Annotated in this window: 22 protein-coding genes; 14 read left to right on the forward strand and 8 right to left on the reverse strand. The window is 65.5% G+C overall.

What is annotated here, in order from left to right; all coding sequences use genetic code 11:
- Nucleotides 1–58 precede the first annotated feature (58 nt).
- Nucleotides 59–520, reverse strand: a complete 462-nt coding sequence (locus C8J46_RS03230) for a CopD family protein (RefSeq protein WP_132734933.1) — start codon at nucleotides 518–520, stop codon at nucleotides 59–61.
- A complete protein-coding gene (hemE, locus tag C8J46_RS03235) occupies nucleotides 517–1,536 on the reverse strand; it encodes a uroporphyrinogen decarboxylase (protein ID WP_207894104.1) in 1,020 nt (339 codons plus the stop codon). The genes C8J46_RS03230 and hemE overlap by 4 nt, the downstream gene beginning before the upstream one ends.
- A gap of 358 nt (nucleotides 1,537–1,894) precedes the next feature.
- Here hemE and C8J46_RS03240 point away from each other — a divergent pair, with 358 nt between their 5' ends.
- The 11 genes from C8J46_RS03240 to C8J46_RS03290 all read left to right on the forward strand — a co-directional run bounded on the left by C8J46_RS03240 (nucleotide 1,895) and on the right by C8J46_RS03290 (nucleotide 9,300).
- Nucleotides 1,895–2,728 carry a pyruvate, water dikinase regulatory protein gene (locus C8J46_RS03240; RefSeq protein WP_093398203.1) on the forward strand — a complete coding sequence of 278 codons (834 nt, stop codon included), beginning with the start codon at nucleotides 1,895–1,897 and terminating at the stop codon, nucleotides 2,726–2,728.
- Nucleotides 2,725–3,315 carry a nucleoside triphosphate pyrophosphatase gene (locus C8J46_RS03245; protein ID WP_132734937.1) on the forward strand — a complete coding sequence of 197 codons (591 nt, stop codon included), beginning with the start codon at nucleotides 2,725–2,727 and terminating at the stop codon, nucleotides 3,313–3,315. Before C8J46_RS03240 ends, C8J46_RS03245 begins: the two co-directional genes overlap by 4 nt.
- 251 nt (nucleotides 3,316–3,566) lie before the next feature.
- Nucleotides 3,567–4,379 (forward strand): shikimate dehydrogenase, encoded by an 813-nt coding sequence (locus C8J46_RS03250; protein ID WP_132734939.1) that lies wholly within the window; start codon nucleotides 3,567–3,569, stop codon nucleotides 4,377–4,379.
- Nucleotides 4,376–4,951: a dephospho-CoA kinase gene (coaE, locus tag C8J46_RS03255; protein WP_132734941.1), complete on the forward strand. Its 576-nt coding sequence runs from the start codon at nucleotides 4,376–4,378 to the stop codon at nucleotides 4,949–4,951. The genes C8J46_RS03250 and coaE overlap by 4 nt, the downstream gene beginning before the upstream one ends.
- Before the next feature lie 15 nt (nucleotides 4,952–4,966).
- Nucleotides 4,967–5,659, forward strand: a complete 693-nt coding sequence (dnaQ, locus tag C8J46_RS03260; protein WP_132734943.1) for a DNA polymerase III subunit epsilon — start codon at nucleotides 4,967–4,969, stop codon at nucleotides 5,657–5,659.
- A 60-nt stretch (nucleotides 5,660–5,719) separates the two neighbouring features.
- Nucleotides 5,720–6,331: a ribosome-associated translation inhibitor RaiA gene (gene raiA / locus C8J46_RS03265; protein WP_132734945.1), complete on the forward strand. Its 612-nt coding sequence runs from the start codon at nucleotides 5,720–5,722 to the stop codon at nucleotides 6,329–6,331.
- A gap of 103 nt (nucleotides 6,332–6,434) precedes the next feature.
- The gene (locus C8J46_RS03270) at nucleotides 6,435–6,902 is read left to right on the forward strand and encodes a PTS sugar transporter subunit IIA (protein ID WP_132735360.1); all 468 of its coding nucleotides are present in this window, start codon (nucleotides 6,435–6,437) and stop codon (nucleotides 6,900–6,902) included.
- A gap of 119 nt (nucleotides 6,903–7,021) precedes the next feature.
- Complete coding sequence (locus tag C8J46_RS03275) at nucleotides 7,022–7,489, forward strand: PaaI family thioesterase (protein ID WP_132734947.1); 468 nt, start codon at nucleotides 7,022–7,024, stop codon at nucleotides 7,487–7,489.
- The gene (locus tag C8J46_RS03280; RefSeq protein WP_132734949.1) at nucleotides 7,486–7,812 is read left to right on the forward strand and encodes a DUF1491 family protein; all 327 of its coding nucleotides are present in this window, start codon (nucleotides 7,486–7,488) and stop codon (nucleotides 7,810–7,812) included. Before C8J46_RS03275 ends, C8J46_RS03280 begins: the two co-directional genes overlap by 4 nt.
- Nucleotides 7,813–8,001: 189 nt before the next feature.
- Entirely contained in the window at nucleotides 8,002–8,601 is a 600-nt protein-coding gene (locus C8J46_RS03285; protein ID WP_243643193.1) for a cell wall hydrolase, read from the forward strand.
- Nucleotides 8,602–8,802: 201 nt separating this feature from the next.
- Nucleotides 8,803–9,300: an MmcB family DNA repair protein gene (locus C8J46_RS03290; RefSeq protein WP_132734953.1), complete on the forward strand. Its 498-nt coding sequence runs from the start codon at nucleotides 8,803–8,805 to the stop codon at nucleotides 9,298–9,300.
- 125 nt (nucleotides 9,301–9,425) lie between these two features.
- Here C8J46_RS03290 and C8J46_RS03295 read toward each other — a convergent pair whose 3' ends face one another.
- On the reverse strand, nucleotides 9,426–10,034 hold the full coding sequence (locus C8J46_RS03295; RefSeq protein WP_132734955.1) for an ankyrin repeat domain-containing protein: 609 nt from the start codon (nucleotides 10,032–10,034) through the stop codon (nucleotides 9,426–9,428).
- Nucleotides 10,035–10,113: 79 nt separating this feature from the next.
- Here C8J46_RS03295 and C8J46_RS03300 point away from each other — a divergent pair, with 79 nt between their 5' ends.
- The 3 genes from C8J46_RS03300 to C8J46_RS03310 are packed head-to-tail and all read left to right on the forward strand — an operon-like array spanning nucleotide 10,114 to nucleotide 11,817.
- Entirely contained in the window at nucleotides 10,114–10,707 is a 594-nt protein-coding gene (locus C8J46_RS03300) for an SCO family protein (RefSeq protein ID WP_132734957.1), read from the forward strand.
- On the forward strand, nucleotides 10,704–11,138 hold the full coding sequence (locus C8J46_RS03305; RefSeq protein ID WP_132734959.1) for a YcgN family cysteine cluster protein: 435 nt from the start codon (nucleotides 10,704–10,706) through the stop codon (nucleotides 11,136–11,138). Before C8J46_RS03300 ends, C8J46_RS03305 begins: the two co-directional genes overlap by 4 nt.
- A gap of 4 nt (nucleotides 11,139–11,142) precedes the next feature.
- On the forward strand, nucleotides 11,143–11,817 hold the full coding sequence (locus C8J46_RS03310; protein ID WP_132734961.1) for a SprT family zinc-dependent metalloprotease: 675 nt from the start codon (nucleotides 11,143–11,145) through the stop codon (nucleotides 11,815–11,817).
- On the opposite strand, the gene C8J46_RS03315 is transcribed toward C8J46_RS03310, so the two are convergent.
- From C8J46_RS03315 to C8J46_RS03335, 5 genes are all read right to left on the reverse strand, one after another.
- Nucleotides 11,793–13,823 carry a PBP1A family penicillin-binding protein gene (locus tag C8J46_RS03315; RefSeq protein WP_243643210.1) on the reverse strand — a complete coding sequence of 677 codons (2,031 nt, stop codon included), beginning with the start codon at nucleotides 13,821–13,823 and terminating at the stop codon, nucleotides 11,793–11,795. The genes C8J46_RS03310 and C8J46_RS03315 overlap by 25 nt on opposite strands.
- A 194-nt stretch (nucleotides 13,824–14,017) precedes the next feature.
- Nucleotides 14,018–14,428 carry a peptide-methionine (R)-S-oxide reductase MsrB gene (gene msrB / locus C8J46_RS03320; protein WP_056419196.1) on the reverse strand — a complete coding sequence of 137 codons (411 nt, stop codon included), beginning with the start codon at nucleotides 14,426–14,428 and terminating at the stop codon, nucleotides 14,018–14,020.
- 31 nt (nucleotides 14,429–14,459) lie between these two features.
- On the reverse strand, nucleotides 14,460–15,548 hold the full coding sequence (locus tag C8J46_RS03325) for an FAD-dependent monooxygenase (protein ID WP_132734965.1): 1,089 nt from the start codon (nucleotides 15,546–15,548) through the stop codon (nucleotides 14,460–14,462).
- Nucleotides 15,527–16,222 carry a methyltransferase domain-containing protein gene (locus tag C8J46_RS03330; RefSeq protein WP_207894074.1) on the reverse strand — a complete coding sequence of 232 codons (696 nt, stop codon included), beginning with the start codon at nucleotides 16,220–16,222 and terminating at the stop codon, nucleotides 15,527–15,529. The genes C8J46_RS03325 and C8J46_RS03330 overlap by 22 nt, the downstream gene beginning before the upstream one ends.
- Nucleotides 16,219–17,319 carry a type III polyketide synthase gene (locus tag C8J46_RS03335; RefSeq protein ID WP_132734967.1) on the reverse strand — a complete coding sequence of 367 codons (1,101 nt, stop codon included), beginning with the start codon at nucleotides 17,317–17,319 and terminating at the stop codon, nucleotides 16,219–16,221. The genes C8J46_RS03330 and C8J46_RS03335 overlap by 4 nt, the downstream gene beginning before the upstream one ends.
- Between the last annotated feature and the right edge of the window lie 23 nt (nucleotides 17,320–17,342).

Consider the following 17,342-nt stretch of genomic DNA (forward strand, 5'->3'; position numbering starts at 1 on the left):
GGTTACAAGCGGTGGCATTCGTGATCCTGGGCTCCTGCGTTCGCAGGAGAACACGCGGTCAGAACGGCTTAACGATCACCAGCACCACAATCAGCGTCACCGCCAGCGCAGGCACCTCGTTGAGCATCCGCAAGTGCTTCCCCGCCAGCGTCGGCTTCCCCGCGGCGAGCTTCTTCGCATAGCCGACCGCCCAGCCGTGATAGCCCGTCAGCAGGAACACCAGCGCAAGCTTCAAATGCAGCCACCCCAGCCCCGGCGCGCCGTCCGCCAGCCCCAGGTTCAGCGCCAGCGCGATCCCCAGCACCCAGACGACGATCATCGCCGGCGTCAGGATGATGTGGCGGATCTTGCTCTCGCGCTCGACCCAGTTCGCCGCCTCGGTCGTGTTGCCCGCCGCCAGCGCCTCCTGATGATACACGAGGTAGCGCGGCAGCATGAACAGCCCCGCCATCCAGAAAATCACGAAGATCAGATGCGCCGCCTTCACCCAGTCGTATGCAGCGCCGAGAAAACCGCTCATGTCGTGCTCCTTACGCGGGCGATCAACTGCTCGACATGCGCGATCGGCGTGTCGGGCAGGATGCCATGGCCGAGGTTGAAGACGTGCGGACGCTCGACGAACGCCGCGAGGATCCGGTCGATCGCCGCATCGAGATCCGCCCCGCCCGCGATCAACGCCAGCGGATCTAGATTGCCCTGCACCGGCATGTCCGCAGGCAGCGACGCATGTGCCCAGACCGGATCGACCGTCTCGTCCAGCCCGATCGCATCGACGCCCGTCTCGCGCGCATAGGCCGGCAACTTGCCCCCTGCCCCCTTCGGAAAGCCGATGATCGGCACACCTGGGCAACGCGCGTGGAGCCGATGGACGATCGACGCGGTCGGCGCGATCACCCAGCGCTCGAACTGCGCAGGCGATAGCGATCCCGACCAGCTGTCGAACAGCTGCACCACGTCGACGCCCGCCTCAATCTGTCGCGCGAGATACTCGACGGTGTTGTCCGCGATCGCATCGATGATCGCACCGAACGCCTTGGGATCACGATACGCGAAACGCCGGGTCTCCGACTGATCCTTGCTCCCCTTCCCCGCCACCATATACGTCGCGACCGTCCAGGGAGACCCTGCGAAGCCCAGGAACGTCGTCTCGGGTGGCAAGGCAGCCGCGACCTTCGCGACGGTGCCATAGACCGGCTCCAGCCGCCCCATCACCGGCTGCAACCGATCGAGCGCATGGTCGACCAGCGCCGGCTCGAGCCGAGGCCCCTCGCCGACCCCGAAGCTCAGATCCTGCCCGAGCGCCCACGGGATCATCAGGATGTCCGAGAACAGGATCGATCCGTCGAACCCGAACCGTCGGATCGGCTGGAGCGTGACTTCGGCTGCGGCGTCGGGATCCGTCGCGAGCGCGAGGAACCCGCCCTTCTCCGCGCGGAGTTCGCGGTATTCGGGGAGATACCGCCCCGCCTGCCGCATGAGCCACAGCGGCGGCACGGCCTGACGCTCTCCGCGAAGGGTCGCCAGGAGAGGCTTGATGGGAGGCGAGTTGGGGGTCGGATCGGTCAGCGGAGCACCCTTCTTCTACTATAAGAAGATTCAAGAAACAGGTTGTTGCAGTGGTTGGGCGGTTGAACCCGGGACTTATGCGGTGCTCCCGGAATTGCCAACAGCTTGACCCTCGCGCACCGCCACAAACGCGCTGATTCGATTCAAGGCTCCCCGTTACCCACAGCCTGTGGATAAAATCTGGCCCTGTGCGCGGCGATGTGGATAGAATCGGTGTTATCCACGGCGAACCCGTCGCTTGGCGAGGCGGACGAGTTACGCTAGCCGTTCTCCCCATGTTATCCACAGATTCACGCCCACAGGTCCGCCCGCTGGGGATAAAACGCCGATGATGCGGCTCCACCTTCATTTGTTGTCGGACTCGACCGGCGAGACGCTGGAGAACATCGCGAAGGCGGCGCTGGCGCAATATGACGACGTCGAGACGGTCCGCCATTTCTGGCCGATGGTGCGAACCGAGGCGCATCTCGAGCGGATCCTCCAGGAGATCGCGCAGAACCCGGGGCTGGTCGTGTTCACGCTGGTGAACCCCGCAACGCGGCGGATTCTCGAGCAGAGGTGCCTGGCGCTAGGGCTGCCCGCCGTGGCCCCGCTCGACCCCGTGAACGACGCGCTATCGGGGTTGCTCGGGCAGCAGGCAAAGGCGCGACCTGGCCGGCAGCACGTCCTAGATGCGGCCTATTTCGCGCGCGTCGACGCGATCCAGTGGACGATCGCACACGACGATGGGATCGCCTCGGAAGAATGGGAAGAGGCCGATATCGTCCTGGCGGGCGTATCGCGGTCGTCGAAGACGCCGACCTCGATCTACCTCGCCAACCGCGGCTACAAGACCGCGAACATCCCGATCGTCGTGGAAAGCCCACCACCGCTGAACCTCTACAAGCTCGCCAACCCGCTGATCGTCGGCCTCACGACCAGCGCGGATCGGCTGATCCAGGTCCGCCGCAACCGCCTGCTGTCGCTCAACCAGCAGCCCGACACGTCGTATGTCGAGGAAGAAGCGGTGATGCGCGAACTCGCCTTCGCGCGCCGGATGTTCGCCGACAATGGCTGGCCGGTGATCGACGTCACGCGCCGCTCGATCGAGGAAACCGCGGCGGCGATCATCGCCTTGTGCAATCAGCGCCGCGCCGACGCCGCTCCGAAGGTCGAATCATGAGCCTGATCCTCGCGTCTCAAAGCGCCTCGCGCCGCGCGATGCTGACCGCCGCCGGCGTGCCGTTCGAGGCGACTTTCGCCGGCGTCGATGAGGATGCGGCGAAGGCGGCGCTGAGCGACCTGTCGCCGCGCGATCTGGCTGATGCGCTAGCCGAACTGAAGGCGCTGAAGGTTTCCGCGAGAATGCCCGGCTATCTCGTCCTCGGAAGCGACTCGCTGGTCGCACTGGAAGACGGCACCATCCTCGACAAGCCGGTCGACCGCGCCGATGCGGCGGTGCATCTGCAACTGATGTCCGGCAAGCGCCACGATCTCTGGAGCGCCGCGGTCATCGCCGAGAACGGCCAGGCGATCTGGCGCCACGTCGAGCGCGCCAAGATGCACGTCCGCCCGCTGTCCGACGCGTTCATCGAAACGTACCTCGATGCGGAATGGCCCGCGATCGCGGGCTGCGTCGGCTGCTACCGCATCGAAGGCCCCGGCGCGCAACTGTTCTCCAGGATCGAAGGAAGCCAGTTCACGGTACTTGGCATGCCGCTGCTCAACGTCCTCGACTTCCTCCGCGTGCGAGGCGAGCTGCCGGCGTAACCCGACGCTTTCAATCCTCCCCCGCCAGGGGGAGGTGTCTGGCTCTTGCCAGACGGAGGGGGAGGTAAGGAACAACCGATGTTCCGTATCCTCCCCCTCCGTCACCTTCGGCGACACCTCCCCCTTGCGGGGGAGGATTGAATGCACCGTCGCGCATGGCAATCCGCCCGCGCTAGACTAAACCTTGTTCACCCGCGAAGGCGGGTGCCCAGACTGGATCCCCGCCTCCGCGGGGAAACACGGAGCTTCGAATGACCCGTCCCTATGCAGAAGTGATCGGCGATCCGATCGCACAGTCGAAATCACCGCTGATCCACGGCTTCTGGCTAGACGCGCTCGGGATCGATGCGGAGTACCGCCACAAGCTCGTCACCCCGGACGCCCTCCCCGCCTATTTCGCCGAACGCAAAGCCGACCCCGCCTGGCGTGGGTGCAACATCACGATGCCGCACAAGCTCGCCGCACTCGACCACGTCTCCGACCCCGGCAACGTCCGCGGGACGATCGGCGCGATCAACACCGTGTTCCGCAACCAGGCTGGCGACTGCATCGGCACCAATACCGACGCCGCCGGATTCTGGGCACCGATCGACGACCTCGACATCGCCGGCCAGCCCGTCACGGTGATCGGCGCAGGTGGTGCCGCCCGCGCGATCCTGTTCGCGCTGTCGCGGATGGGTGTTGGCCCGGTGACGATCCTCAACCGCAATCCTCTGAAGGGTGCGGCGTTGCTGTCGGCTTTCGGGCTCAAGGGGCAGGCACTGCCGATCGGTCCTGCCGCCCCGCCCTCGCGGTTGCTGGTGAATGCCAGCGTGCTCGGCATGGCGGGTCAGCCGCCGCTCGACATCGATCTCGGCGCACTCGATCCGGACTCGCTGGTCTACGACATCGTCTACTCCCCGCTCGCAACAGGTCTGCTCAAGGCGGCGCGTGCGCGCGATCTGGAAACGGTCGACGGGTTGGAGATGCTGATCGGCCAAGCGGCGGTCGCGTTCGAGATATTGTTCCACGTGGAACCACCGCGGGATCGAGACGAGGATCTTCGGGCTCTGTTGATCAAATGATCATCGGACTGACCGGCTCGATCGGCATGGGCAAGTCCACCGTCGCCGCGATGTTCGCGGACGAAGGCATGCCCGTGTTCGACGCGGATGCAACCGTGCATCGGTTGCAGGGCGTCGGTGGCCGGCTGGTCCCCGCAATCGAGGCCGCCTTCCCCGGCTCGACCGTGAACGGCGCGATCAATCGCGCGAAACTCGGCGCAGCGGTGTTCGGCGACGACGCCGCGATCAAGCGACTTGAGGCGATCGTCCACCCTGCCGTCGGCGAGGAGCGCGGCGCTTTCCTGGCTAAGCACGCGGGCAAACACGTCGTCTTCGACTTCCCTCTCCTCTTCGAGACCGGTGGCGACCGCAACGTCGATATGATCGTCGTCGTCTCCGCCGCCCCCGACGTCCAGCGCGCCCGCGTCCTCGCCCGCCCCGGCATGACCGCGGACAAGTTCGCCGCGATCCTCGCCCGCCAGACCCCCGACGCCGAAAAACGTGCCCGCGCCGATCACGTCATCAACACCGACACCAGCTTCGACGCGACACGCGCGCAAGTCCGGGCGGTGCTTGCATCCTTGGAAATCTGAGCCGATACCATCGGGATGCGTGAGATCGTCTTCGATACCGAAACCACCGGCCTCAGTTTTTCCGGCGGCGACCGCATGGTCGAAATCGGCTGCGTCGAGATGCTCAACCGGGTCGAGACCGGCCGCACCTTCCACGCCTATTACCAGCCCGAACGCGACATGCCGGTCGAGGCGTTCAACGTCCACGGGCTGAGCGCGCAGTTCCTCTCCGACAAGCCCAAGTTCGCCGACGCGGTCGAGGACCTGCTCGAATTCGTCGGCGATGCGCCTATGATCGCGCACAATGCCGGCTTCGACTTCTCGTTCCTCAACGGCGAATTGACCAAGTGCGGGCGCCAGATCATCCATATGAAGCGGATGGTCGACACGCTGCAGATCGCGCGCAGCCGTCATCCCGGCGCCAAGCATTCGCTCGACGCACTCTGCTCGCGGTTCGGAATCGATCGCAGCCACCGCGTCCTGCACGGCGCGCTGCTCGACGCTCAGTTGCTCGCGCAGGTGTATGTCGAGTTGATGGGAGGTCGCCAGATCGGGCTCGGCCTGCTCGGCGATACCGGCAGCACGGCGTCGACTCCGATCGTCGCACAGGCGCCTCGGGTCGTTCGTCCGCCGCGTGTTTTCGCGGTGAGCGAGGGAGACCTTGCGGCCCATGCGGCGTTTATGAAGGGGATCAAGGATCCGATTTGGGGGGCCGTGGCGTCCGGATGACGCTGGCAGGGTGGAGCCAACAGGACCGCTCGAGACTGTAACGCCGACAAGGAGACGATAATGGATATCCGGATTTCTGGTCACCAGGTTGACACGGGCGAAGCACTCAACAGCCACGTGGAAGACCGACTCCAGGGTATCGCCGACAAGTATTTTTCACGCGCCATCTCGGCCGAAGTCACGTTCGGCAAGGGACCGCACGATGCCGGCTTTAAATGCGATATCGTCGCGCACGTGATGAAGGGCCTCGTGCTCAAAGGGCATGGCGACGCATATGACGCCCGCGCCGCCTTCGATGGTGCCGCGGCCAAGATCGAAACCCAGCTCCGCCGCTACATGCGCCGCCTGAAGGATCGCCATGCCGGCGAGGCCGTCGCGATGGCCGAGAGCAACGGCTATGATAACGCCGGCTACACGCTGTTCCAGGAGAGCGTCGAGGAGGACGATGTCGCGGATGCACCGCTGATCATCGCCGAAACGCGCGTCGACATTCCCGAGGCCAGCGTGTCCGACGCGGTGATGATGCTCGATCTGCGCAACACCGCCGCATTGCTGTTCAAGAATGCGGGTACCGGCGCGCACAACATGGTCTACAAGCGCGGCGACGGCACAATCGGTTGGGTCGAGCCACAGCGGGCCGCGTCGACCGGCGCGGCCTCCCCTCCCCAGTAAAGAAGGGTCCATAAAGGCGCGGGTCTCTCAGCCACGCCTTTACGCCCCCGCGCAACCCGCTAAGGCGGACGCGCGCGGGGGCGTCTCGAGACACATGAAGACCATGACCGATTTCAGCGATATGCTGCGTCCCGACGCAGTGCAGACGGGCGTGATCGCCACCAACAAGAAAGCGGTATTCCAACATATCGCAGCCATCGCCGCCGAAATGATCGATGCCGACCCAAAGATGATCGCCGAGCGACTGACCGCGCGCGAGAAACTCGGCTCGACCGGGTTCGGTGGTGGCGTAGCGATCCCGCATGCCAAACTCGACGGGCTGGCGCAGGTTACCGGCGTGTTCGTGCGGTTGGCGCAGGCGGTCGATTTCCAGGCGGTCGACGACCTGCCGGTTGACCTCGTTTTCATGCTGCTGTCCCCCACCGATGCGGGCGCGGTGCATCTGAAGGCGCTCGCGCGTGTTTCGCGGCGGCTGCGCGACAAGGCGTTCTTGGAGAAGCTGCGCGGTGCAGGCTCACCAGACGCGCTCTATGCGCTGTTTACCGCCGACGAGGTCCGCGATGCCGCATGAGCCCTGCCCCCTCATCCTGACGAAAGTCAGGACCCAGAGTAACCGATCGATGCGCTTCGTGGCTCTCGGTCCTGACTTTCGTCAGGATGACGGTAGTTTGCTGTTCGCGAGCGACGCAGATGTCTGACACTCCCAACACTGCAGGCGCGGACGCGCATTTCCGCGCGTTGGAATCGCTGTATGCGCAGGCGCCGATCAACCGGTTCTTTGAATCGTCGCTGGAGATTCCCGAAGCTGGCGTCGCGCGGATCCACTTCACGATCGACAAACGCCATTATCACGCGGGCGGCGCGGCGCATGGAACGAGCTATTTCAAAATGCTCGACGACGCCGCATTCTACGCCTCGAACAGCCTCGTTACCGATCGTTTCCTGCTGACGACCGCGTTCAACCTGCTGCTCACCCGCCCGCTGAAGGTCGGGCCGGTGATTGCCGAGGGACGCTGGATCAGCGGCAAGCGACGTGTGTTCGTCGCCGACGCCCGGCTGATCGATGCGGAAGGCGAAGAGGCGGCGCGCGGTACGGGTACGTTCATGCGCTCGCGGATCGCACTCGCCGGCCTCCCTGGGTATCGCGCGCCGGCATGAGCGGTCGGCTGCCCAGCGGTGTGCTCGTCAGCGCGCTTCTTCGCCGGGTCAACGACGCCGGCGGCTTCGGCGCGGTGATGGCAAAAGGCGATGCGCAGGGCGGCGCGATCCTCGTCATTGCGGTCGACAAAGGGGCCCCTCCCCGCCTGCTGGAGCGCGGAATCGGGCCCGATGGACGGACTGCGCTGATCGATTCGACCCCGCCCGAAGACCTCGACGGCTATTGGCGGCGCAGGCGTGCTTGCGACCCCGATTTGTGGGTTGTGGAGGTGGACATCGCAGCGGCGGAACGGTTCGCCGCTGAAACGATCCTCGACGATTGACTCGAAAGCCCCCCCAATAGAGGGGAATTGCAACATTGATTGGCGTTGTGCTGGGACGGGTGCGATCCGGATCGGTTACGCAGTCGGGGGGATGCCTGGACGATCGGCTCGTACGATTGCTTCCACGGTCCAACCGCACCTGAATAAGTTTGAATGACGATTTTGCAGCGGGCCGCGACCATCGCAGCCATGACATTCTCTCTCGCCGGCCTGCTCGGCAACAGCGCACCCGGTCAGGCGACTGGTCTCGATCGTTCCACGGTCAATCTTACCGCTCTCGCAAATCTAAACGCCCTCTCCCCGCAGAATGTTCCGCAGATCGCTCCCGCCGCAGCCACCGTTGCAGCAGTCGAGCCGGTCGCTGCTTCCGAGGAAGAAGAATTCGACACGCTCGCCCAGGCCGTTGCCGCGCAGGATAGCGCCGCCGCCGACGAAGCGCTCCAGTGCCTTGCCGGCGCAATCTATTTCGAGTCGAAGGGCGAGCCGCTGACTGGTCAGCTCGCGGTCGCCGAAGTCATCATCAACCGCGCCAAGTCGGGTCGTTTCCCGACCAACGTCTGCGGCGTCGTCAAGCAGCGCGGCCAGTTCAGCTTCGTTCGCGGCGGCCAGATCCCCAATATCAACGCCGGCGCCGCCTATCGCACCGCGATCGCGGTCGCCAAGGTCGCGCTTGCCAGCGCGTGGAACAGCCCTGCCGACAAGGCGCTGTACTTCAACACGCCCGATCGCCGCCCATCGGTTCGCGCGATCAAGGTCGCCTCGATCGGCAACCACGTCTTCTATCGCTGAGACCTAACGGTCTCTCAAGTCAGTCTGCCCCCTCACTCTAATCCCGTTCGCCCTGAGCGAAGTCGAAGGGTGTGCCCCACGCGAAGGTGCTTCGACTTCGCTCAGCACGAACGGGTAAGGGGGAGGGCCGACAATCGCCAGAACACGACCACAATCCGTGAATGAGCTTGCCTCGTTCGCGGATTGTTCTATTTCCGGGGCATGCTCGATATGCCGCCGGACTCCTGCATCGACGAACCGGGATCGCCGCTTTGCGCTGCCGACGTGGCGCGCGGCGTGATCCGGATGTTACTGCGTCACGACCTGACCGCGATGACCGAAGTCCCGCTCGACGGCGGCCGTCGTGCCGACCTGATGGCAGTCGATGCACGCGGGCAGATCGTCATCGTCGAGATCAAGGTGTCGCGCGCCGACCTGCTCGGCGACGGCAAGTGGCCCGATTATCTCGGCCATTGTGACCGGTATTTCTGGGCTGTCCCGGCGGGGTTCGATGTCGGGCCGCTGCATGGATCCGCCTTTCTGCCCGAGCGGACCGGGATCATCGTTGCGGATCGCTATGACGCGGCGATCGTCCGCGAGGCGCATACCGCCCCCCTCCCCGCGCATATTCGTAAGCGCGGAACGCTGGCGTTTGCCCGACGTGCGGCGCGACGATTGATCGCGCAGATGGACCCGGACGCGGACGGGTTGGCGTTCTAGGCCCAATCCTCCCCTATGAGGGGGCAGCTCGCAGGGCTGACGAAGGGGTAGCGCGCCATCGAGAGCGTAACACCCCTCCGTCTGGCAAGAGCCAGCCACCTCCCCTGCCAGGGGAGGATCAGAAGTTAGAACTTCGGCCCCGACACCGCCTTCTTCACCTTCTTCGGCGCATCCGCGAGGATCTTAGTAACGATCGGGTTACGCCCATCCTGCTTGGCATAGTCCCGCGCCGACATGCCGGCCATGATATCCGCCTGATCGGGATCCGCTCCCTCGGTCAGCAACGTCCGGATCATCCCGACATCGCGGCGCTGCACCGCGCGGATCAGCGGTGTCTCGCCCGCCGAGTTGGCGAGGTTCGGGTTCGCCCCTGCCGCGGTCAGGATCGGGATCATACCCGTCTGCCCAAGCGTTACTGCAAGCAGCAGCGGGGTGTTGCCCTTGCCGTCGCGCAGGTTCGCGTCTGCGCCCTTTTGCAGCAGGAAACGCAGATACACCTCGTCGCCGCGCTTGATGACGATGTGGAGCGCACCCTCGCCGCTCGTCACGTCGCGCGTGTTGATGATGTTGCTACCGGGCTTGCCGAGCATCTCCAGCACCTCGTTGTTCTTCGCGTCGCGCACGGCGGACAGGAACTTGTACCCCTCCGACTGACCCTGCGCGGACGCGGGCACCGCAACGCAGGTGAGCGCAGGCGTCAGAAGGGTAGCAGCGAGGATCAGGCGAATGCGCATCGAGAAACTTCCTTGGTTCGTCCTGGATATGGGGCAACGCTTGCGCCGCAGTAGCGAACAGATCAAGGCTGGAGGCATCATGAACACCCGTTTCATCCTCTCCGCGCTCGCCCTGCCGATCTTGGCGCTATCTGCGTGCAACGCGTCCGCTCCCCCTGCCAAACCGCCGCTCGAGGGCGCGCGGATCGGTGGCGCTTTCACGCTGACGGACCAGAACGGGCAGACCGTCACCGAGCGTAGCTTTGCCGGCAAATACCGGATCATGTATTTCGGCTACACCTTCTGCCCCGATGTGTGTCCGACGGATGTCCAGGCGATCGGCGCCGCGGTGAAAAAGCTTGAAACCAGCGACCCCGCGCTCGCCGCGAAGATCGTGCCGGTGTTCGTGACGGTCGATCCGGCGCGCGATACGCCTGCGGTGCTCAAGCAGTTCGTCTCGGCGTTTCACCCGCGGATGGTCGGTTTGACCGGTACCGACGACCAGATCGCCAAGATCAAGACCGAGTATGCTGTGTATTCGAGCAAGGGCGATCCATCGCCGGGTGGCGGCTACCTCGTAAACCATTCGCGCCAGGCCTATTTGATGAGCCCGGACGGCAAGCCCCTCGCTTTGCTGCCGCAGGAACAAGGGCCCGACGCAGTGGTGACGGAAATCAAGCGCTGGGCCCGATGAGCGCGCGCTTTTGGGAAGATACGCCGATCGACCAGCTCGATCGCGGCCAGTGGGAAGCGTTGTGCGACGGTTGCGGCAAATGCTGCATCCACAAGCTCGAGGACGAGGATACCGGCGAGCTTGTCGCGACCAACGTCTCGTGCCGCCTGCTCGACCGGCGCAGCGGACAATGCTCGGATTACCGTCACCGCCACGCCTATGTTCCCGAGTGTGTGCGGCTGACGACCGGCAACGTCCGCGGGATCGACTGGCTTCCCTCGACCTGCGCCTACCGCCTGCGCGCGGCCGGCGAGCAATTGCCCGAATGGCATTACCTCGTCTGTGGCGACCGCGAGGCCGTCCACCGCGCCATGCAATCGGTCCGCGGCTGGACGATCAGCGAGGACGAGGCCGGTGAGCTCGAATATCACGTGATCGATCGCGAGCTTTAAGACGGTGATCGAAGGCCTGGAGATCGTCCGCCACCCGCGAGCCCGCCGCGCGCGACTGTCGATCGATCCCGCGAGCGGCCGGGCAAAGCTCGTCCTGCCCAAACGCGCGGCGCTGAAGCAGGCACTGGCCTGGGCGGAGGATAAGGCGGGCTGGATCGCCGAACAGCGCGCCTTGCTCCCCTCACCGCGTCCGTTCGTGCCCGGTGCGGTCCTCACCGTCGCTGACGAACCGCTGACGATCGAATGGACTCCCGGAAGCCGCCGCACCGTCGTTCGCGAGGGGGCGGTCCTGTCGCTGTCGGGTCCGCCCGAAACAATCGCGCGCCGCGTCGAAGCCTGGATCAAGCGCACCGCACTCGCCGTGCTGGAAACCGAAACCGCCGAATATGCCGCCAAGGCGAAGGTCAGCGTCGCGCAGGTCGCGGTCGGCGATGCCAAGGGCCGCTGGGGCAGTTGCGCGTCGAGCGGCGTCATCCGCTACAGCTGGCGGCTGATCCTCGCGCCAAGTTGGGTCCGCCGCGCTACCGTCGCGCACGAGGTCGCACACCGCGTCCACATGAACCACGCCCCGGTCTTCCACGCGCTGGTCGAGCAGCTCTACGGCGAAGACCCGACGCCCGCGCGCGTCTGGCTACGCACGCATGGCGCGGAGCTTCACTGGTTTGGACGGTCTTCCTGAGGGCGCTCGCTCTGGAAACGCTGCGTCTGGACCTGATCGCGCGGTACGTCGCGGATTAGCGGCTGGCGTCCTGCCGGTTGCTCCTGACGCGGCCGATCGCGTCCTGTCACTCGATCGATCCAGTCCTGGTTCAACTGCTGCGGCGGCGCCGCCGGCGTTTCGGGCTGGTCCGCATCGGGGCGCGGGATCGTATCGCCGGTCTGCGCATCGGTTGGGACGGGCGCCGCGTCCTGCTCGATCGGATTGCCGTCTGCGTCGACTGCCATCTGGCCATTGTCGGGCTGGCCGAAATAGCTCTGCTCGTCTGGTTCGAGCTGCCATTCGGGCAACGTCACCTGCGTATCGAACTGTTCGATCGGACGGCTTGCGGTCGCAGGTTTCATGAACGCCGCCCAGGCCTTGGCGGGTGCGGTGCCGCCGTGCAGGCCGGCAATCGGCTTGGCATCGTCACGCCCCATCCACACGCCCGTCGTGATGCCGCTCGAGAAGCCCAGGAACCAGCCATCCTTCGACGCGGTGGTCGTGCCGGTCTTGCCCGCGACCGGCCGACCGATCTGCGCGGCGCGGCCGGTGCCGGTGTTGACCGCGGTCTGCAACAGGTCGGTCATCTCGGCGGCGACATAGGGCGCGACCAGCACATGGCTGCGGTCGACCTCGTGCGTGTAGATCGTCTGGCCGTTCGCCGTTACGCGTGTGATCCCGTACGGCGTCACCGCGACGCCCTTGTTGGCGACGGACGCGAACGCGCGCGTCATGTCGATCACGCGGACCTCCGAGGTGCCGAGCACCATCGACGGATGCACGTTGACCGGCGTGGTGATCCCGAAGCGCCGTGCCATGTCGGCGACCGTGTTGAATCCGACCTCCTGGCCGAGTTTCGCCGCCACCGTGTTGAGCGAATAGGCGAACGCGGTGCGCAAGCTGACCGCGCCGGAATTGCGGCGGGAATCGTTGCGCGGGCTCCAGCCCTGTATCGTGACGGGTTCGTCGACGATCGAGTCCTCCGGCTTGTGGCCCGCCTCGAGTGCGGCGAGGTAGACGAACAGCTTGAACGACGAGCCCGGCTGGCGGACCGCCTGCGTCGCGCGGTTGTAGATCGACGAAACGTAATCCTTGCCGCCGACCATCGCGCGCACTTCGCCGCCACGATCGAGCGCGACCAGAGCGCCTTGAGCTCCGGGTGGTGCATTCGCGCGGATCGCATCGTCGGCCTGGCGCTGCATCGTCAGGTCGAGCGTGGTCCAGACTTCGAGCGGTTCGGTCGTCTCGTCGATCAGCGTATCGAGCTGTGGCAGCGCCCAGTCGGTAAAGTAGCGGACGCTGTTCTGCTTGGGCTCCGGCGCAAGCTTAAGCCCGCTGACATCGGCATCGGCGGCCTGCTCGGCGGTGATCGCGCCCGTCTCGCGCATCGTCTCCAGCACCACGCCCGCGCGGCCCACCGCAGCTTCGGCATCGGCGGTCGGCGAGTAATTCGACGGCGCCTTCACGAGGCCTGCTATCACCGCGGCCTCGGCAAGGCTCAGATGATCCGCACCGTGGCCGAAGAACTTCCGCGATGCCGCGTCGATCCCGTAGGCACCACCGCCATAATAGACCTTGTTCAGATACAGTTCGAGGATCTGGTCCTTGCTAAACTTCCATTCGAGCGCGAATGCTAGGATCGCCTCGCGGAATTTTCGTCCGAATTTCTTCTGATTGTTGAGGAAAACGGTGCGCGCAAGCTGCTGCGTGATCGTCGACCCGCCTTGCGTCCAGTGGCCGCGATCGTACCGCACCTTCACCGACCGCGCGACGCCGACCGGATCGATGCCGATATGCGAGCGAAAGCGGCGATCCTCGACCGACACGGTCGCATCACGCATCACCTGCGGAATCTGCGAATAGGGCAGCCATTCGCCGAAACTCGGCCCCATCGAGACGATCACGGTGCCGTCGGCGGCATGGACGCGGATCATCTGGCCGTTGGGCGACGATTTCAGGCTGTCGAAGCTCGGCAGCTGCGACATCGCGACATACACCGCGATCGCCAGCGCGCCGAGCGCGAGCAGGCCTACCCCTATGCAAACCTGAAGAAAGACGACCAACCGCCGACGCCAGCGTGACGCCGGGGGAGACGGGGGCCGACGGGACGGTGAAGCAGAACGCGTACGGGCCATGTGGCCGCAGAATTACGCGTTCCGTTGCTGCCCTACAAGCGCGATCAGGCCGCAGCGTTCGCTTTGCGCGGTCGGAATTCGAGCGACAGCGAATTCATGCAATAGCGCTGGCCGGTCGGTGGCGGGCCATCGGGGAAAACATGCCCCATATGGCTGTCGCAACGTGCACACCGCGTTTCGATGCGCGTCATGCCGTGGCTGCGATCGGCGTGATCGGTGACGGCGTCGGGGCCGATCGGCTGCGTAAAGCTCGGCCAGCCCGAACCGGAATCATATTTGTCTGCACTGTCGAACAGCTCGTTGCTGCACGCCGCGCACCGGTAGATGCCGTCGGCCTTGTTGTCGTTGAGCGCCCCTGCGAACGCACGCTCGGTGCCCGCCTCGCGCAGCACGTGATATTGTTCTGGCGTGAGCCGCTTGCGCCACTCGGCCTCGGAAAGATTTAGCTGGTCCATGACTATGCATCTCGTGCTGGCGGGACGGATTTCAAGACTGGCTCATTCTGGTTGCGTTGGCGATGACCTGGATCAGTGAGGGGCGCAGCAACGGTAGCAGCCACGTCGCGCGTTCGCTCTCGGCGATATGGCGGACGATGCTGGCGATACCTATAGGGCGGGCCAGGCGGCGGGCGAAGTCGGCCTGCCAGATGACCCCTGCTTCGGAGCCGCCTTTTGCGTAGGCGGCGGATGCCGCGACTCCGCTGGCGAGCGCGATCCCCATGCCTTCGCCGGCGAGCGAGGGGATGACGCCGGCCTGATCACCGAGCCGGAACACCGCGTCGACGCCGGTACGTTGGCGCCAGCCATAGGGGACATTGGCGATCGCATCGATCGAGGCATTGGGGGGGATCAGCGCGACCCATTCACCAAGTGCGGGCATCTCGCGGCCGAGAGCTTCGAGCAGTTGTGTGGGGGATCCGGCGGCCTGAAGCCGCGAGCGGTGTACCGCCATACACAGGTTCGCGGTGCCGTCCTCCTGCATTGCCAGTCCCGCATAGCCGCGGTCGAACAGATGCAACTCGATGCTGCCCGCGAGCGATTGGGCCAGAGCCGGTGAGGGGGTGACGCGTACCCGTATTCCCAGGGTCGGATCGTCGCCGCGCGCCTCCTCGGGGCGGGCCATGCCGCGAACGTCGTGTTTGCCGCTCGCGAGGAACAGCGCGTCGGTCGCGATCGTCGCACCATCGGCGAGGCGCACGGTCGTGCCATCGATCTCGCGGACGGTGACACCGCGCTCGATCGGCGTTCCAAGCCGCTTGGCTTCGGCCAGTAGGACGGTATCGAGGCGGTGGCGTGATACCGAGACTGCCGGGTGGGGCAGGGCAGCTTCCGCGCGGCGGTTGCCTGCAAAGATACGTGCGCGCGTCACGCGCTGCGGATTGAGCGTATCGGGATCGATCCCGAGCCCGGCCAGCGTCTCGAGCGTCCGCCAGCTCAGGAACCCGCCGCAGATCGCATCGCCCGTCTCACGCGATCGCTCGACGATCAGATGCGGCAAACCAGCCCGTGCGAGACCGATTGCGGTCGCGGCTCCGGCGAGCCCGCCGCCGACGATCAGCGCAGGTGTTCGACGCATAACCGGAACGGAAAGATGCGGCGGACCTTCGCCCGGGTGACGCCGGCTTCCGCGAGCAACGGTGGCCATTCGTCGGGACGATAGCTGCGCGCGATCGACAGTGTGCCGTCGTGCCGGACGATCGGGTGCCAGCGCGCGAGCGTGGCCAGGATCGGGAACCCCCAGTGTGCGAACCCATGGCGGTGGAGGTCGTTGACGAACCACCCCGCGGTCGCGTGGCGCTCCATGAACCGTAGAAACGCGACGAGCTGCTCGTGCGTCATGTGATGCGCGACGAGACTGCTGACAATCACGTCCCAAGGTTCGTCGGCGAGATCGGCATAGTCGCCTGTGACGTAGCGGATATCGCCGCCATGCACGCGCGCCGCCTGCTCGCTGCGCGGGTTGAGATCAACGCCGACAAGATCAGCCTCGATGCCTTTCGCCTTTGCCCAGCGCGCGATCCGCCGCAGCATATCGCCGTCACCGAAACCCACATCGAGCAACCGGAATCGTGTCCGCCCTTTGATCGCCCGATCGAGGAAATCGAGCGTCGGTCGGCGCGCCATCGTCACGGTGTTCACGGTCGCTAAATCGCCGACCACATCGGCATAAGTCGCTGCGTCGAGATCGTCGGCGTCCATCAGCTCTTCGGCCTGGCTGCGAACGGCTAGGCTGGATGATGCGAGGCTCATACCGCGCTCCGGAACCCGAAGCCCTCCGCCGCGAGGCCCGGCCCGAACGCCAGCGCGACGCCGCGCCCGATCGGCGGCCTGGCCAGGAGGCGTTCGAACACGAACATCAACGTCGCCGACGACATATTGCCATTGTCCGCCAACACCTGACGCGACGCCGCCAGCGCCTCAGGGTTCAGATGCATCGCATGCTCGACCGCGTCTAGGATCGATCGCCCGCCGGCATGGACCGCCCAGCCGTCGATCGTCTCGGGCGGCTGGCCGTCGCTGACGATCGTGCGGAATGCGGCATCCGCGAGCGCGGTCGCGATCCGCGCAGGCACCTCGCCCGACAGATGCATTGCGAACCCCGCATCGGTGACGTCCCAGCGGATCAGCGTTTCGGTATCTGGCAGCGCGGCGGCGAACGGCGTGCCGAGTTCGATCCCGGTCGCGTCCGCAGTGACCAGCGCGGCCGCGGCGCCGTCGCCGAACTGGAGCATCGCCAGCAACGGCTCGATGTCGTTGGCAGGCTGGAGATGCAGCGTCGAGAGTTCGACCGTCACGACGAGCACGCGCGCCTTGGGCTCGGAGCGGACGATGTGACGCGCGTTACGCAGCGCAACGACCGCCGCGTAGCATCCCATGAAGCCGATCAGCAGCCGTTCGACGCTGGGCGACAGCCCAAGTCGGCGCGCGATGATCTGGTCGATGCCGGGCGCGACGAAACCGGTGCAGCTTGCCACGACCAGATGCGTAATGCCTTCGACGGCGATCTGCTTGCGCAACGCCTCGATCGCGCGGATCGCCAGAGCGGGCGCATGCTCGGCGTACAGCGTCATTCTTGCAGCCGTCCCGGGATGCGGTTCGGTTGCGTAAAACCCAGCATCGTCGACTGGCGAGCCGCCATCCGCGGTCGGCGGCAAGACCGACCAGCGATGCGCGATACCCGACCGTGAGGCCATCCGGTCGAACACCTTGGTCGATCGCGCACCGGTCCGCTCGCGCGCCCAGGCGATGAACGCCGCGTGGATGTCATGATCGGGAACAGCGGTCCCGACAGCGTTTAAATACGCAGGCAGTTGCTGAGAGGTATCGGTGGTTGGTGGAGCGGGCATGGAAACGGGTACGACGTCCTTTC

It is taken from the genome of Sphingomonas sp. PP-F2F-A104-K0414 (assembly GCF_004340945.1).
Classification (GTDB): domain Bacteria; phylum Pseudomonadota; class Alphaproteobacteria; order Sphingomonadales; family Sphingomonadaceae; genus Sphingomonas.